General features: G+C 64.3%; 16 protein-coding genes. 5 read left to right on the forward strand and 11 right to left on the reverse strand.

Annotated elements, in window-relative coordinates; all coding sequences use genetic code 11:
* Positions 1-67 precede the first annotated feature (67 nt).
* A complete protein-coding gene (smpB, locus tag AC3WMU_RS08980; protein WP_006223414.1) occupies positions 68-541 on the forward strand; it encodes an SsrA-binding protein SmpB in 474 nt (157 codons plus the stop codon).
* Positions 542-543: 2 nt separating this feature from the next.
* Here the strand turns inward: smpB and AC3WMU_RS08985 are convergent, their stop codons facing one another.
* From AC3WMU_RS08985 to AC3WMU_RS08995, 3 genes are all read right to left on the reverse strand, one after another.
* A complete protein-coding gene (locus AC3WMU_RS08985; RefSeq protein ID WP_035212603.1) occupies positions 544-1,731 on the reverse strand; it encodes a GGDEF domain-containing protein in 1,188 nt (395 codons plus the stop codon).
* Between the two features lie 25 nt (positions 1,732-1,756).
* Complete coding sequence (locus AC3WMU_RS08990) at positions 1,757-2,683, reverse strand: SPFH domain-containing protein (protein WP_006223416.1); 927 nt, start codon at positions 2,681-2,683, stop codon at positions 1,757-1,759.
* A 90-nt stretch (positions 2,684-2,773) separates the two neighbouring features.
* Entirely contained in the window at positions 2,774-3,211 is a 438-nt protein-coding gene (locus tag AC3WMU_RS08995; RefSeq protein ID WP_424626015.1) for an NfeD family protein, read from the reverse strand.
* A 168-nt stretch (positions 3,212-3,379) separates the two neighbouring features.
* Here AC3WMU_RS08995 and AC3WMU_RS09000 point away from each other — a divergent pair, with 168 nt between their 5' ends.
* Together AC3WMU_RS09000 and AC3WMU_RS09005 are read left to right on the forward strand one after the other, a co-directional pair.
* Positions 3,380-4,117, forward strand: a complete 738-nt coding sequence (locus AC3WMU_RS09000) for a glutamine amidotransferase (RefSeq protein ID WP_088588317.1) — start codon at positions 3,380-3,382, stop codon at positions 4,115-4,117.
* Positions 4,118-4,214: 97 nt separating this feature from the next.
* Positions 4,215-5,060, forward strand: coding sequence for a bifunctional transcriptional activator/DNA repair enzyme AdaA (locus tag AC3WMU_RS09005; protein WP_454676738.1), 846 nt, complete (start codon positions 4,215-4,217; stop codon positions 5,058-5,060).
* 37 nt (positions 5,061-5,097) lie between these two features.
* Here AC3WMU_RS09005 and AC3WMU_RS09010 read toward each other — a convergent pair whose 3' ends face one another.
* A complete protein-coding gene (locus tag AC3WMU_RS09010; protein ID WP_424626016.1) occupies positions 5,098-5,985 on the reverse strand; it encodes a LysR family transcriptional regulator in 888 nt (295 codons plus the stop codon).
* Positions 5,986-6,299: 314 nt separating this feature from the next.
* Here AC3WMU_RS09010 and AC3WMU_RS09015 point away from each other — a divergent pair, with 314 nt between their 5' ends.
* Entirely contained in the window at positions 6,300-6,878 is a 579-nt protein-coding gene (locus AC3WMU_RS09015; RefSeq protein WP_454676737.1) for a class I SAM-dependent methyltransferase, read from the forward strand.
* Between the two features lie 75 nt (positions 6,879-6,953).
* On the opposite strand, the gene ppsA is transcribed toward AC3WMU_RS09015, so the two are convergent.
* The gene (gene ppsA / locus AC3WMU_RS09020; protein WP_280028539.1) at positions 6,954-9,320 is read right to left on the reverse strand and encodes a phosphoenolpyruvate synthase; all 2,367 of its coding nucleotides are present in this window, start codon (positions 9,318-9,320) and stop codon (positions 6,954-6,956) included.
* A gap of 180 nt (positions 9,321-9,500) precedes the next feature.
* On the opposite strand from ppsA, the gene ppsR reads away from it, so the two are divergent.
* Complete coding sequence (ppsR, locus tag AC3WMU_RS09025; protein ID WP_006223423.1) at positions 9,501-10,328, forward strand: posphoenolpyruvate synthetase regulatory kinase/phosphorylase PpsR; 828 nt, start codon at positions 9,501-9,503, stop codon at positions 10,326-10,328.
* A gap of 70 nt (positions 10,329-10,398) precedes the next feature.
* Here the strand turns inward: ppsR and AC3WMU_RS09030 are convergent, their stop codons facing one another.
* From AC3WMU_RS09030 to fabZ, 6 genes are read right to left on the reverse strand one after another with little or no spacing between them, the layout of a single operon-like run.
* On the reverse strand, positions 10,399-10,791 hold the full coding sequence (locus AC3WMU_RS09030) for a hypothetical protein (RefSeq protein ID WP_492282201.1): 393 nt from the start codon (positions 10,789-10,791) through the stop codon (positions 10,399-10,401).
* Positions 10,788-11,573 (reverse strand): TrmH family RNA methyltransferase, encoded by a 786-nt coding sequence (locus AC3WMU_RS09035; RefSeq protein ID WP_492282202.1) that lies wholly within the window; start codon positions 11,571-11,573, stop codon positions 10,788-10,790. The genes AC3WMU_RS09030 and AC3WMU_RS09035 overlap by 4 nt, the downstream gene beginning before the upstream one ends.
* Complete coding sequence (rnhB, locus tag AC3WMU_RS09040) at positions 11,570-12,178, reverse strand: ribonuclease HII (RefSeq protein WP_006223426.1); 609 nt, start codon at positions 12,176-12,178, stop codon at positions 11,570-11,572. Before rnhB ends, AC3WMU_RS09035 begins: the two co-directional genes overlap by 4 nt.
* Positions 12,165-13,361 (reverse strand): lipid-A-disaccharide synthase, encoded by a 1,197-nt coding sequence (lpxB, locus tag AC3WMU_RS09045; RefSeq protein ID WP_088588324.1) that lies wholly within the window; start codon positions 13,359-13,361, stop codon positions 12,165-12,167. Before lpxB ends, rnhB begins: the two co-directional genes overlap by 14 nt.
* Entirely contained in the window at positions 13,358-14,152 is a 795-nt protein-coding gene (gene lpxA / locus AC3WMU_RS09050; RefSeq protein ID WP_006223428.1) for an acyl-ACP--UDP-N-acetylglucosamine O-acyltransferase, read from the reverse strand. The genes lpxB and lpxA overlap by 4 nt, the downstream gene beginning before the upstream one ends.
* Complete coding sequence (fabZ, locus tag AC3WMU_RS09055) at positions 14,153-14,608, reverse strand: 3-hydroxyacyl-ACP dehydratase FabZ (protein ID WP_006223429.1); 456 nt, start codon at positions 14,606-14,608, stop codon at positions 14,153-14,155.
* Positions 14,609-14,649 lie beyond the last annotated feature (41 nt).

Consider the following 14,649-nt stretch of genomic DNA (forward strand, 5'->3'; position numbering starts at 1 on the left):
GTCCACCCTGCCCCGCCCGTCAGCCTCCCCGAAAAGACCCACAAAGCCCCCAGGCAAAAAAGGCGTTATGAGCATTATCGACAATCGCAAAGCCACGCACGACTATTTCATCGAAGACCGCTACGAAGCCGGCCTTGTCCTGCAAGGCTGGGAAGTCAAGGCGATCCGCGATGGCCGCGTGCAGCTCAAGGAAAGCTACGTCATCGTACGCGATGGTGAACTGTACCTGCTGGGCATGCACGTCAGCCCGTTGCCGACGGCGTCCACCCATATCCACCCCGATGCCATGCGCACGCGCAAGCTGCTGCTCAAGGCCGAGGAAATCAGCAAACTCATCGGCAAGGTCGAGCAGCGCGGCTATACACTGGTGCCGCTGAACCTGCACTACAAGAATGGGCGCATCAAGCTGGACTTCGCGCTGGGCCGCGGCAAAAAGCTGTTCGACAAGCGCGACACCGCGCGCGAAAAGGACTGGCAGCGCGAGAAAGAACGCATCATGAAGCACGACACGCGCGCCCCGCGTAAAGACAAGGACGACTGACTTCAGGCGGCGGCCGGCAAGGCAGGATGCTCGGGCTGCCCGCCCGGCCCCACGATGCGGTTGCGTCCGCTCGACTTGGCCGCATAGAGCTTGCGGTCCGCCCGTTCGAAGAACACCTGCAGGTTCTCGCCGGGCATCCATTCGGCCACCCCCGCGCTGAACGTGTATGAAATGGTGCTGCCCCCGTGCGAGCACGGCGTGCGCCGCACGGAATCCAGCAGCCGGGCCGCCACTTCCATGACCGCATCGCTGCGCATGTCGGGAAACAGCACACCGAACTCTTCCCCGCCCACGCGGCCGACGTGATCGCCCGTGCGGAGCGTCGCCCCTGCCAGCAGACCGAAATGACGCAGGACCGCATCGCCCGCCGCGTGGCCATGCGTGTCGTTGATCCCCTTGAAATGATCGATGTCCAGCAGCAGCAAGGTCAACGGCCGGCGCGTGCGCAACGCCTGCGCGCAATAACGCTCCGCCTGCATCCACCAGGCCTTGCGCGACATCAGCCCCGTCAGGAAATCCGTGTTGGCTTCATGCTCGCGGTCCGCCAGCATGCGGTCGTGGATGATCATGATGGTGCCCAGCGTCAAGCAAGGCATCACCAGCACGCCCAGCGTCAGATACGCGATGTTCCAGACACTGGGTTCCATCAAGGCTTGCGGGGGCACCAGGTCCAGGATGTGGGCGCCTGCCCGAATGGCGCAGACTGCGGCGGACACCACCGCCACCGCCCACACGAAGCGGTAGCTGTAGCGCGAGCGGTGCGCCGGCATGTTGCGCTGGACGGTGACGGCCACGGCCAGCAGGAATCCCATCTGCAGCAGCGACATCGCGATGATGCGCGGCCCCACCCGCCAATCCACATAGGTGTAGATCAGCAGCACCATGAGCGTTGCAAGGCATCCAAGCATCATCAGATGCCGCGGCACGCCCAACCCCATCAAGCGACGCACGCCCGAATAATAGGAATACAGCGCCAGCGCGATGGCCGAGTTGGGCACCACGATCGACAGCCACCAAGGCGCCGACGTGTTCTGCAGGCCGAACGTAAAAAACGCCAACAGCGTAAGCAAGTTGGCGCGTATGGCTTCTTTGATCCCCGCCATGCCGCTGCGGGCCAGAGACCCCAGCACACACAAGGAAAGCACTCCCGCCAGCGCTGCTATCAAAAGCAAATTAACGGGAGCGATCATGGCTGGAGCGCCGCAGGGCGCTGTATCAGGTGTTGCGCGTGGACTTCACAATGGTCATGGCGGAAGCGATCATCCCGCCCACGTCCGACATGTTGGCCGGCAGGATCAGCGTATTGCCTTCCTTGGCCACGTTGCCGAACGCTTCGACGTAGCGCTCAGCCACCTTCAGGTTGACGGCTTCCATGCCGCCCGGCTGGCGCACGGCATCGGCGACCTGCGTGATGGCCTTGGCGGTGGCTTCCGCAATCGCCAGCACCGCGGCGGCCTCGCCCTGCGCCTGGTTGATCTGGGCCTGCTTTTCGCCTTCCGAGCGCGCGATGGCGGCTTCGCGCTCGCCGGTAGCGATGTTGATCTGTTCCTGGCGGCGGCCTTCGGATGCCGCGATCAGCGCGCGCTTTTCACGTTCGGCGGTGATCTGCGCCTGCATGGAACGCAGGATCTCGTTGGGCGGCGTCAAATCCTTGATCTCGTAGCGCAGCACCTTCACGCCCCAGTTCAACGCGGCCTCGTCCAGCGACGACACGATGTTGCTATTGATGGAATCGCGCTCTTCGAAGGTGCGGTCCAATTCCATCTTGCCGATGACCGAACGCAAGGTGGTCTGCGCCAGCTGCGTGATCGCCGAAATGTAGTTCGACGAGCCATAGGACGCGCGCATCGGGTCCGTCACCTGGAAATACAGGACGCCGTCGACCTGCAATTGCGTGTTGTCGCGCGTGATGCAGACCTGGCTGGGCACGTCCAGCGGGATTTCCTTGAGCGAGTGCTTGTACGACACGCGTTCGATGAACGGGATGACGAAGCCCGCGCCGGGCGACAGGACGCGGTCGAATTTGCCCAGGCGCTCGACCACCCAGGCGTGCTGCTGGGGCACGATGGCGATCGACTTGATGACGATCAGGATCGCCAGCGCGACGACGACGAGCAGGACGATAGTTGAAGTATCGATCATGATGTAAAGCCTCTCCTGGAGTAAGTGCGAGGGCGCCGCTGCCTGCCGGCAACGGCGCCTGCTGCGGGCTGCGCGTGGCGCAAGCCGGTTCTACTGTGCCGAACCCGGCGTGCCCCGCGGGGTCAGCACCAGAGTCGAACCACGCAGTTCGGTAATGATGTGTTCGCCGGCGCGCGGCGCTTGGCCTCGGGCAAGCTCGGCTTGCCAGTGGGCGCCGCGGTACCAGACGCGTGCCGTGCCTTGTTCAGACCAGGCTTCCACGGTGACCGTCTGCCCGATGTCCAGATTGACGTCGGCGTTGCGGGCCGAATTGACCTCGCGCTTTTTCAGGACACGCGTCTTGCGCAGCAGCAACAGGCCCAGCAGCAGCACAACGCCGCAAGCCACCAGCTGCCACTCCAGGCCCGCGGTCAGCCAGGCGGCGACGCCCCCGGCCGCCAATCCCAAGGCAACCAGCAGCAAATAGAAGGTCCCCGTCGCCAGTTCCCCGATAAGGGCCAGCGCGGCCAGTCCCAGCCAGATCCACATAGTCTTAAGGTCGCCTGAAAGGATGAGTCGTGAGCGGATTGTACGTATTTCCGGGACGCAGCGGGGCGGATGCCGGGCTCACGAATGTTTGCACTGGATTATGATGCGCATTGATGCCCTGATCCCATCCGGATCGCCGGCGTCCGCCCTCTTCATGCACAAGCTTCCATGACCGCTGCAATATCTTCTGCCCTACCCGTCCTGATCCTGCACACTGGCGATCCGGACGACACGCTTAAAAGCCAGTTCGGCGGCTATGCCGAACAATTGGCGAAAGCCGCTGGCCTGGCCGCCGACGCCATCGAAGTCGTGGCCGTGCATGAGGGCCAGCGTCCGCAAGCCCCGGCCCGCTACCGTGCCGCGCTGATCACCGGATCGCCCGCCATGGTCACCGACAAGGAGCCCTGGAGCGAGGAAACCGCTGCCTGGCTGCGCGAGGCCGCCGCCGCCGACCTGCCGATGTTCGGCGTGTGCTACGGCCACCAGTTGCTGGCGCACGCGCTGGGCGGCAAGGTGGGTTACAACCCCGCCGGGCGCGAAGTGGGCACGCAGACGGTCGAATTGTTGCCCCCGGCTTCGGGCGACAAGCTGCTGGCCGGCCTGCCGGCCACCTTTCCCGCGCAGATGCTGCACGCCCAGACCGTCTTGCAGCCGCCTCCCGGCTCGGCCGTGCTGGCGCGTTCCGACCTGGACGAGCACCAGATGATCCGCATCGGCCGCAACGTGTTTTCTACCCAGTTCCACCCGGAATTCGGCCCGGACTTCGTGCGCGCCCACCTGGAGCGCTACGGCCGCCGCTATGCCGCCGAAAACCTGGACATTCCCGACCTGTCGGCCAACGTCCGTGCGACGCCCGTGGCGGGTGGATTGCTGCGCCGGTTCCTGGATGTATACGCGCCTGCCTGAGCTCTGCCCGCGCGCAACATCCGGAGTGTGGCGTCCGCGCGTCTTTGAGACCATGGGGTCACCGCGCATCTGATCGTGCGCACGACAGGAGTTCCGAATGAGCCCAACCGCCGCCCCCTTGAGCAAACAGCACGCCGCCGCCGTCGAGCGCGCCTGCCGCGCCCTGGAGGCCGAGCAGCCGCCCGACCTGTCCACGTTGGCCGAGCAGGCAGGCATGAGCCGCTTTCATTTCCACCGCGTCTTCAAGGCCGCTACGGGCATCACGCCCAAGGCTTACGCCAATGCGTTGCGCGCCAGCCGCGCACGCCAGCAACTCAAGCAAAGCGCCAGCGTCACCGACGCCATGTATGACGCCGGCTTCAATTCCAGCGGCCGGTTCTACGAAGCCGCGCCGGCCATTCTGGGCATGACGCCCACGGCATTCCGCAAGGACGGCGAAGGCGTGGAGATCCGCTTCGCCGTGGCCCAATGTTCGCTCGGTGCGCTGCTGGTGGCGGCCAGCAGCACCGGCATCTGCGAAATCGCCCTGGACGCCGACCCCGAGCAACTGGTGCACAACCTGCAAGACCGCTTCAAGGCCGCGCGGCTGATCGGCGCGGATACGGAGTTCGAAGCGTGGGTGGCTGCCGTGGTGGGCTTTGTGGAAGACCCGTCCCGCGGCCTGGACCTGCCGCTGGACGTGCGCGGCACCGCGTTTCAGCGCCGCGTCTGGGAGGCCCTGCGGGACATTCCGGCCGGCACGACCGCCACCTATACCGACATCGCCGAACGCATCGGCTCGCCGCGCGCCGTGCGCGCCGTGGCCCGCGCCTGCGCCACCAACAACATCGCGCTTGCCATCCCCTGCCATCGCGTGGTGCGCACCGACGGCTCGCTGGCCGGCTACCGCTGGGGCATCGATCGCAAACGCGCCCTGCTGGCCCGGGAAGCCCTGGCGGCATAGCGATAGTTATCGAATTGCCAAACCAGGGTCGCGATAATCAGATCGCGAATTCCGCCAGCACAGCCAGTACCGCGGCCATCGCATCGCCAGGCGTGGGTAAACGTCGGTATGCCACGGCCATCGGACGCATGAGCGCCGGAGATAACGGGCGCACGTTTACACCGGGTGCCTGCCGCATTTCCTCCACCTCTTCCAACGGCAAGATCACGGCACTTTGATTCGCCGTGGCCAAATGCGTCAACGCCCCCGGATGGCTAAGCGTAAAAAAGGGGCGTGGATTGAAACCGGCCTGACCAAACCATGCCGCAATCAGGCCGTGCATCTGCGTCCCGGGTGCAAAGGAGGCCCATCGCCGGGTCGAGAGCCAATCTGGCGTCACCAGGTCCGGAGCGTCCCAGATCGACGGAACCAGCGCCACCACGGGATCGTTGCGCCAAGGCAATTGCACAATCCCGACAGCGGCGGACTGGGGACTGGCAACGATAGCGATGTCCAGTGTGCTCGCTTGCAGCCGCAACATCGCCTCGGCTGACCCCAGCGCTTCAAGCTTCAGCTCGACCCCTGGGTTGCGCCGTCCCAGGGCATCCAGCATCAACGGCAGCAATCGCCCCCCTACCCCGGCCGACACACCGATTTTCACCACGCCGTCCCCGCCCGCCGCACGGCATCGCACCAGATCGATCAGATCGTCGCTGGCAGCCAGCAGGCGGCGCCCCTCTTGCACCAACGCCAAGCCCGCGGACGTCAGCTCCGCCTGTCTGCGCCCACGCACAAAGAGCGCCGCCTGCATGCGCGACTCCAACTCCTTGACGTGCAAGCTGATGGTGGGCGGCGCCAGATGCAACGCCTGCGCGGCGGCCCCGAACGTGCCCAAGTCGGCGATGGCGATCAGGGTCTGGACGTGATCAAGATTCAAGTTACGCATCAGCATTTCTGACTAGTCAGATCATAAACTTCAACTTTACGGATGCTAGCTCATGACAGAACATCTTGTCATGGACAACGCCCCGCTTTTCGTCCGGCGAGTAGCCGCCCCAGATACCGCGCCTGGCTTGACGCCCCGGCACCCGCCTGTCGCCCGCACTCCCCGGCGGCTGCCGACGTGGGCGTCCGCAACGCTGGCCGCACTAAGGCGGGCCGAGAACTGCATCACAGAACGCTTCAGGGTGCCTCCCAACGGCGCCTGATGCCGACCAGCGCCGTCGCACCCTTCCTCCCATTTTCGTAGGTGACCCCCGCATGTTTCCAGACCCTTGGCTTGATCGTTGGTTACCCCTGATCCTTGAGCGCGCCGGCAATGCTCCGGTGCTCGAAGTGGGCTGCGGCCATGGCGACGATACGGTGACGTTGGCCCGAGCAGGGCTTGCAGTCACTGCGTTTGACCTCTCCCCAGCAAATGTTGCCATCGCCGCCGCTCGCGCACCGACGGCTCGAATCGAACAGCGCGACGTGCGCGCACCTTTACCTGAGACCCCCACACCGTTCGGCGCAGTGATCGCGAGCCTGTCACTGCATTACTTCCCTTGGTCCGAAACGACAGACATCGTCGACAGAATCCGCGAATGCCTTCGGCCGGCAGGCCTGCTGCTTTGCCGTCTCAACGCCACCGACGATCATCACTTCGGTGCGGGCAGCGGTACACAGATCGACGAGAACTTCTATGTCGTCAATAACCAACCCAAGCGATTCTTTGACAAGCAAGCGATTGAACGCCTGTTCGCCCAGGGTTGGCTCCAGCTATCACTAGAGCCCCGGACCACGCGTAAGTACTTCAAGCAAAAGGCCCTGTGGGAGGTCGTTCTCGAAAAGGCCGGATAGCGCCAGGCCGAAAATCGAAACACAAAAAAAAACCGCGCCGTTCTCCGGCGCGGTTTTTTTGCTGGCGGCAGCCTATTACTGCTTGGCCAGGCGCTGCCAGGTATCGACAACGGTGTCGGGGTTGAGCGACATCGACAGGATGCCCTCGTCCTTCAGCCATTGCGCGAAGTCCGGGTGGTCGCTGGGGCCTTGGCCGCAGATACCCACGTACTTGTTGGCGGCCAGGCAAGCCTTGATCGCGCGGCGCAGCATGAACTTCACGGCTTCATCGCGTTCGTCGAAGTCGGCAGCCAGCAGTTCCATGCCCGAGTCGCGGTCCAGACCCAGCGTCAGTTGCGTCATGTCGTTGGAACCGATCGAGAAGCCGTCGAAGAATTGCAGGAATTCATCGGCCAGGATGGCGTTGGACGGCACTTCGCACATCATGATCAGCTTCAGGCCATTTTCGCCGCGTGCCAAGCCGTGCTTGGCCAGCAGGTTGACGACCTTTTCCGCCTGGCCCACGGTACGCACGAACGGCACCATGATCTCGACGTTGGTCAGACCCATGTCGTCGCGCACCTTCTTCAGCGCTTCGCATTCCATGCGGAAGCACTCGGCGAAGTCTTCGGCGATGTAGCGCGACGCGCCGCGGAAGCCCAGCATGGGGTTCTCTTCCTCGGGCTCGTAGCGCGAACCGCCGACCAGCTTGCGGTACTCGTTGGACTTGAAGTCCGACATGCGCACGATCACCGGCTTCGGGTAGAAAGCGGCGGCAATCGTCGCCACGCCTTCGGCCATCTTCTCGACGAAGAAGGCGCGCGGGCTGGCATGGCCGCGGGCCGCCGATTCCACGGCCTTCTTCAGTTCGCCGTCCACGTTCGGGTAGTCCAGGACTGCCTTCGGGTGGATGCCGATGTTGTTGTTGATGATGAATTCCAGACGGGCCAGGCCCACGCCGCTGTTCGGGATCTGCGCGAAGTCGAACGCCAGTTGCGGGTTGCCCACGTTCATCATGATCTTCAGATCGATGGCGGGCATATCGCCGCGGCGGACTTCTTCCACTTCGGTTTCGATCAGGCCGTCATAGATGCGGCCTTCGTCGCCTTCCGCGCAAGATACGGTCACGGCCTGGCCTTCCTTCAACAGGTCGGTGGCGTTGCCGCAGCCGACAACCGCCGGAATGCCCAGTTCGCGCGCGATGATCGCCGCGTGGCAGGTACGGCCGCCGCGGTTCGTGACGATGGCCGAGGCGCGCTTCATCACGGGTTCCCAGTTGGGATCCGTCATGTCGGTGACCAGCACGTCGCCCGGCTGGACCTTGTCCATGTCGGAGATGTCGCCCACGACGCGGACCGGGCCGGCACCGATCTTCTGGCCGATTGCGCGGCCGGTGATCAGGACCTGGCCGGTGGCCTTCAGGCGGTAGCGCTGCTGCACGTCGTTGGCGCCCTGCTGCGACTTCACCGTTTCCGGACGCGCTTGCAGGATGTAGATCTTGCCGTCGACGCCGTCGCGGCCCCACTCGATGTCCATCGGGCGCTTGTAGTGCTTTTCGATGATGACGGCGTAGCGGGCCAGTTCATTGACCTCGTCGTCGGTCAGCGAGTAGCGGTTGCGCTCGGACACCGGCACGTCGACGGTGCGCACGGCACGGCCTTCGGGGCGCTCGGGATCGAATTCCATCTTGATCAGCTTGGAACCGATGCGGCGGCCGACGATCGGGTAGTGGCCCTGAGCCAGCGTCGGCTTGAAGACGTAGAACTCGTCGGGGTTGACCGCGCCTTGCACTACGGTTTCGCCCAGGCCGTAGGACGACGTGATGAACACGACATCTTCAAAGCCCGATTCGGTGTCGATGGTGAACATGACGCCGGCGCTGCCCTTGTCGGAACGCACCATGCGCTGGATGCCGGCCGACAAGGCGACGTCGGCGTGGGCATAGCCCTTGTGCACGCGATAGGAGATGGCGCGGTCGTTGTACAACGACGCGAACACGTGGCGGATCTTGTCCAGCACGTCATCGATGCCGACGACGTTCAGATAGGTTTCCTGCTGGCCGGCGAACGAGGCGTCGGGCAGGTCTTCGGCCGTGGCGGACGAGCGCACGGCGAAAGAGCCCTTGCCGTCAGCGTCGAGCTTGGCGAAGGCTTCACGGATCTGGGCTTCGAATTCGGGCGAGAACGGGGCCTCGACCAGCCATTGACGGATTTCCGCGCCGGCGTTGGCCAGTTCGCGGACGTCTTCGGGGTTCAGCGTGGTCAGGCGTTCAGCGATGCGCTTGTCCAGGCCCGAGGCCTTCAGGAAGTCGCGGAAGGCGTCAGCGGTCGTGGCAAAGCCGCCCGGTACGCGGACACCCGCGCCAGACAGCTGGCTGATCATTTCGCCTAGTGATGCGTTCTTGCCTCCTACCGAGTCCACGTCCGTCATGCGGAGCTGCTCGAACAAAACAACGTACGACATTGAAGTCACCTTTTACAATGGAATGAAAGCGAGTTTGGTCAATGCATGAAGAGGCGTGGAAAACCGCCCTTCCACACGCTGACCAAACTGGCCTTGGACCGCCCTTGGGGTGACTTATAGGGGCCTGATTGTACTCGGTGGAGTACCCTCGGCTATCTGACTGGTTGGAATTTTTTACACATGACATCTACCCCGATCGTACGCACGGTATACATCGTTTCCGACAGTACCGGCATCACCGCTGAGACCTTCAGCCAGTCGGTGCTTTCCCAGTTCGAAGAGGTCGATTTCAAGCCGATCCGCCTGCCTTTCGTCGACACCCTGGAGAAAGCCGCCGAGGTCGCCATGCGCATCGACCGCAGCGCCCTGGAAGCCGGTGTTCCTCCCATTGTGTTCAGCACCCTGGTCAACCCCGAGATCCTGGCCCGTGTTCGCCAGGCGAACGGGATTTTCATGGATCTGTTCGGCACCTTCGTCAGCCATATCGAGCAAGCACTGGGCCTGAAGTCCAGTCACTCCATCGGCCGCTCGCACATGCAGGCCAATTCGGAGAAATACCGCAACCGGATCGACGCCATCAACTTCAGCCTGGCGCACGACGACGGACAGTTCGTGAACCAGCTGGATCAGGCCGACGTCATCCTGGTCGGCGTATCCCGCTGCGGCAAGACGCCGACGAGCCTGTACCTGGCCATGCAATACGCGATCAAGGCGGCCAACTTCCCGCTGACCCCCGACGATTTCGAGCGCGGCACCCTGCCCTCGACCATCGCGCCGCACCGCGCCAAGCTGTTTGGCCTGTCCATCCAACCCGAGCGCCTGGCCGAAGTCCGCAACGAACGCCGCCCCAACAGCCGCTACGCTCAGCTGGAGCAATGCCGTTACGAGGTCGCGGAAGCCGAGCGCATGATGCGCCGCGAAGGGATTTCCTGGCTGTCCAGCACCACCAAGTCGATCGAAGAAATCGCGACGACGGTATTGCAGGAAGTGGGCCTGGACCGCGGCTGACGTCCCGCCCACATCCAAACGCTGCACATGAAAAAAGGGCCGCATAAGAAGCGGCCCTTTTTGTATTTGATCATTGGCGCTGCGAGAATGGCAGCACGACCGGCTTGCCAAGCGGCACGAACATGCTGCCGCTGGGCAAATAGAAGCCCAACAGCTTGCCCGAAGACGCCACGAGATAGGCGTCCGACCCGCCGCGTTTGCCGACCCGCAGCGGTTCGCCCAGGGGCCGATAGACGTCGCCCTGCACCAAGGCCCCGACTCGCCGCCACCGAGAGCCCTCGGGCAACGTGTAGGCCTCGCCGTCCGGCACATGCGCCACGACGTCGCGCGACAATTGCGACACGCTCGACGCCTCGCTCGCCACGACCGGCACGAATACGGCGCTCACGGGCGAAGTCGAGGCGCACGCGCCCAGCAACGCCGCCAGGCAAGCAGCCGGAATTAGTGAACCAAACGCTTTCATGCACGTTCTCCCAACACTTGCCGCCGTTGCTCGAACAGGCAGATGGCGGCCGCCGCGCCGACGTTCAAGGACTCCACCGCCACGGCGTCGTGGGGAATCCAGACTTTCAGTTCCGCCACGGCCAGCAACGCCGGCGCGACGCCTTGCCCTTCATGGCCGAACACCCATGCGCATTGCGCGGGCAAGCGCCCGGCATACAGGTTCTGGGCGCCGTCGAGCGCGGTAGCCACCAACGGCACCCGCAGCCGCGGCAGCAAGCCGGCAAGATCGACGTGCTCGTGGATTGCCAGGGAAAAATGCGCGCCTTGGCCGCTACGCACCACCTTGGGCGACCAGGCGGCCGCGGTACCGGTCGCCAGGAACACCCGCTTGACGCCGGCTGCCGCGCAGGTGCGCAACAGCGTGCCGACGTTGCCAGGATCCTGGATACGATCGAACAGCACGCAGTTTTCTTCCACCGCCACCGGCAGCTCCAGCGCCGGTGGCGTTACCAGGAATGCGACGCCCTGCCCGCTTTCCACGCTGGCCACCGATTGCATCAACCGGGCGTCCAGTGCCAGGCAACGGGAATCGGGGACGGCCGCCGCCAGCGCGGCGATATCGGGTTGAGACAGGCGGTCAACATCGAAGACGGCCTGATCGGGCGCGCCATGATGCTGCAGCCACGCCTGGCACAGGTGCACCCCGTCCAGCAGCACGGGCGCGCCGCGCTTGCCCGCGGTGCCCGCCAACTTGGCCAGCGCCTTGACCGCGGGATTGTCGCGGGAACTGATGTGCTTCATGAGACCAGGCCGAAAGCCTTGATGGGAGCGAAACTGCGGCGATGCTCGGCGCAGGGGCCATGCTCGCGCAGCAGTTGCAGATGCAGCGCCGTGCCGTATCCCTTGTGCTGGTCGAACGCGTATTGCGGATACAGCGCGTGCAGGCGCATCAGGTCCGCATCGCGCGCAGTCTTGGCCAGAATGGATGCAGCGGAGATCGCGGGCACCAGGGCGTCGCCCTTGATGACGGTCTGCACCGTGCAGGCCAGCTTGGGCGCCTGGTTGCCGTCTACCAGCGCCAGTTGCGCCGGCATGGACAGGCCCTGGACAGCCCGTTGCATCGCCAGCATGGTGGCGCGCAGGATATTCAGAGAATCGATCTCGCCGACGCTGGCACTGGCGACACACCAGGCCAACGCGCGCTCCTGGATCTGCAATGCCAGCGCTTCGCGCCGGGCGGCTTTCAGCACTTTCGAGTCCGCCAACCCCTCGATCGGCCGATCCGGGTCCAGAATGACTGCGGCCGCATAGACGGCGCCGGCCAACGGACCGCGGCCCGCCTCGTCGACGCCGGCCGTCAGCATCGCCGGCTGTTCGGGGGCCGCAAACAGGTCAGGCTGCTCCACCGGCCACCTCCAGGATCGCCTGCGCGGCCAGGGCTGGCGTGTCGCGCAGCAATTCCTGGTGCATGGCAGTAAAGCGGGCCTCGACGCGCGCAATCAGCGCATCGTCGGTCAGCGACGCCCACGTGGCCTCGGCCAGCTTTTCGGGCGTGGCGTCGTCCTGCAGCAGCTCGGGCACCGCAAAATCGCGCAACAGCACGTTCGGCAGCCCCACCCAAGGCAGGTACGGCCGTTGCTGCCCGGATTTCCACGACATGATCCGGCGCATCCAGGGCGACAGCACGTACGAAATCACCATCGGCCGCTTGTAGAGCGCCGTCTCCAGCGTGGCAGTGCCGCTGGCGACGAGCACCGCGTTGGCGGCTTCCATGACCGACCACGCCACCGGCGCCTTGCGGTCGCCGCCCGCGCCATGCAGATCGTCCGCGGTAATGCAGCGCAGGCCGGGCACCGGGTGCTCGGCCAGGATGGCCTGGAATTCCGCGCGCCGCTGGTCATTGACCATGGGCACGACGCATTGCAGGGCCGGATCCTTTTTCAGCAGGCGTTGCGCGGCCTGCAGGAAACGCGGCGCCAACAGCCGGATCTCAGACGAGCGGCTGCCGGGCAGAATCGCCAGCACCCGGGCGTCCTGATCGATGCCCAGCCGCGCGCGCGCCGCAGCGCGGTCCGGCTCCATGGGGATGGCGCCGGCCAGCGGATGGCCCACATACGTGACCGGAATGCCTTCCTTGCGGTAGATCTCTTCCTCGAACGGGAACAGCACCAGCATGTGCGACACCGATTCGCGGATCTTGTGGATGCGTTCGTAGCGCCAGGCCCAGATGGAGGGTCCGACGAAATGCACCGTAGGGGTACCGGCCAGGCGCAGTTGATGCTCCAGCCGGAGGTTGAAATCGGGCGCGTCAATACCGACAAATACGGCGGGCGGTTCAGCCAGCCAGCGGCGCTTGACGTCGCGATAGGTGCCCAGCAGGCTGGGCAGCCGCTTCAAAGCATCCACGTAGCCGAACACCGTCAGGGCATGCATGGGGTGCCAGGCATCGAATTCGCGGGCTTGCATTTGCGGCCCGCCGATGCCTTCGCAGTGGACGCCGGGATCGCGCGCTTGCAGACCGGCAATGATACGACCGGCCAGCAAGTCGCCCGAAGGCTCGCCGGCCACCATGCCGATCCGCGTGCTCATGGACGAATGATGCCGCGCGATGCGACGTCAAGGAACTCGAGCAGCGTTTGCAGATGCTCGGCCGCCTCGGGGATCTCTTGCTGGCGCTTGCGCAATTCAGCGCGCGCTGCATCCAGCGGCAAACCGCGGCGGAAAATGATCTTGTAGGCTTCGCGCAGGGCCGAAATCATCACCGGGGTAAAGCCCCGGCGCTTCAGGCCTTCGACGTTGATCCCCACCGGACGGCAGGGGTTGCCGGCCGCCAGCACGAAAGGCGGCGAATCCTGCATCAGCGAACTATTGCCGCCCGTCATGGTGTGCGCGCCAATCCGCGAGAACTGGTGCACGCCAGTCAAGCCGCCGATGATGGCCCAGTCGCCCACGTGTACGTGGCCGCCCAGCTGCACCGAATTGGCCAGGATCGTGTGGCTGCCGATATGGCAGTCATGCGCGACGTGCACATAGGCCATGATCCAGTTGTCATTGCCCAGCGTCGTCTCGCCGCCATCCTGCACGGTACCGGTATTCAGTGTGACGAACTCACGTACCGTGTTGCCGTCGCCGATCGTCAGGCGCGTCTTTTCGCCCGCATACTTCTTGTCCTGCGGCATGCCGCCGATGGAGCAGTAGCGGTAAAAGCGGTTGTTGCGCCCGATGGTCGTGACACCGTCGACCATGCAGTACGGGCCGATCTCGGTGCCCGCGCCGATGGTCACATCAGGCCCCACCACTGCGAACGGTCCGATCACGGCAGTCGGGTCGATTTTTGCCGCCGGGTCAACGACAGCGGTAGGATGGATATGTCCTGCCATTTACTCTTCCAGGCTGCGAATCGCGCACATCAGCTTGGCGGACGCCACTTCCTGTCCGTCGACTGTCGCGCGCGCGGCGTATTTACAGATGCTGCGGCTCAGGCGTTCGGCTTCGACTTCGATGCGCAGTTGGTCACCCGGCACCACGGGGCGGCGGAAACGCGCGCCGTCGATGCCGACCAGGTAGTACGCCGTCTTGGAGCCTTCGCACTTCAGGCCGCCGTTCTCGTCCGTGAACGAAAACAAAGCCGAGGCTTGCGCCATGGCTTCCACGATGAGCACGCCCGGCATCACCGGATGGTGAGGAAAGTGACCGTTAAAAAACGGTTCGTTGATCGAGACATTCTTGATGGCGACAATGGATTTGCCAGGCACCATTTCAACGACGCGATCAATCAGCAGCATCGGATAACGATGCGGCAGCCTCTCCATGATCCCCTTGATGTCGAGTTCCATTTTTCTATGCTTTCCTGCGAAATGAAATAATTTTGGCGCGT

It is taken from the genome of Achromobacter sp. FW305-C-13 (assembly GCF_058783475.1).

What these genes read in the sequence shown, in the direction of transcription:
- AC3WMU_RS09000 (WP_088588317.1), top strand. Translation starts at nt 3,380, where the DNA reads ATGACCGCTGCAATATCTTCTGCCCTACCCGTCCTGATCCTGCACACT.
- AC3WMU_RS08985 (WP_035212603.1), bottom strand. Translation starts at nt 1,731, where the DNA reads ATGATCGCTCCCGTTAATTTGCTTTTGATAGCAGCGCTGGCGGGAGTG.
- ppsR (WP_006223423.1), top strand. Translation starts at nt 9,501, where the DNA reads ATGACATCTACCCCGATCGTACGCACGGTATACATCGTTTCCGACAGT.
- AC3WMU_RS08990 (WP_006223416.1), bottom strand. Translation starts at nt 2,683, where the DNA reads ATGATCGATACTTCAACTATCGTCCTGCTCGTCGTCGTCGCGCTGGCG.
- AC3WMU_RS09010 (WP_424626016.1), bottom strand. Translation starts at nt 5,985, where the DNA reads ATGCGTAACTTGAATCTTGATCACGTCCAGACCCTGATCGCCATCGCC.
- AC3WMU_RS08995 (WP_424626015.1), bottom strand. Translation starts at nt 3,211, where the DNA reads ATGTGGATCTGGCTGGGACTGGCCGCGCTGGCCCTTATCGGGGAACTG.
- lpxA (WP_006223428.1), bottom strand. Translation starts at nt 14,152, where the DNA reads ATGGCAGGACATATCCATCCTACCGCTGTCGTTGACCCGGCGGCAAAA.
- fabZ (WP_006223429.1), bottom strand. Translation starts at nt 14,608, where the DNA reads ATGGAACTCGACATCAAGGGGATCATGGAGAGGCTGCCGCATCGTTAT.
- ppsA (WP_280028539.1), bottom strand. Translation starts at nt 9,320, where the DNA reads ATGTCGTACGTTGTTTTGTTCGAGCAGCTCCGCATGACGGACGTGGAC.
- AC3WMU_RS09035 (WP_492282202.1), bottom strand. Translation starts at nt 11,573, where the DNA reads ATGAAGCACATCAGTTCCCGCGACAATCCCGCGGTCAAGGCGCTGGCC.
- smpB (WP_006223414.1), top strand. Translation starts at nt 68, where the DNA reads ATGAGCATTATCGACAATCGCAAAGCCACGCACGACTATTTCATCGAA.
- AC3WMU_RS09005 (WP_454676738.1), top strand. Translation starts at nt 4,215, where the DNA reads ATGAGCCCAACCGCCGCCCCCTTGAGCAAACAGCACGCCGCCGCCGTC.
- AC3WMU_RS09015 (WP_454676737.1), top strand. Translation starts at nt 6,300, where the DNA reads ATGTTTCCAGACCCTTGGCTTGATCGTTGGTTACCCCTGATCCTTGAG.
- AC3WMU_RS09030 (WP_492282201.1), bottom strand. Translation starts at nt 10,791, where the DNA reads ATGAAAGCGTTTGGTTCACTAATTCCGGCTGCTTGCCTGGCGGCGTTG.
- lpxB (WP_088588324.1), bottom strand. Translation starts at nt 13,361, where the DNA reads ATGAGCACGCGGATCGGCATGGTGGCCGGCGAGCCTTCGGGCGACTTG.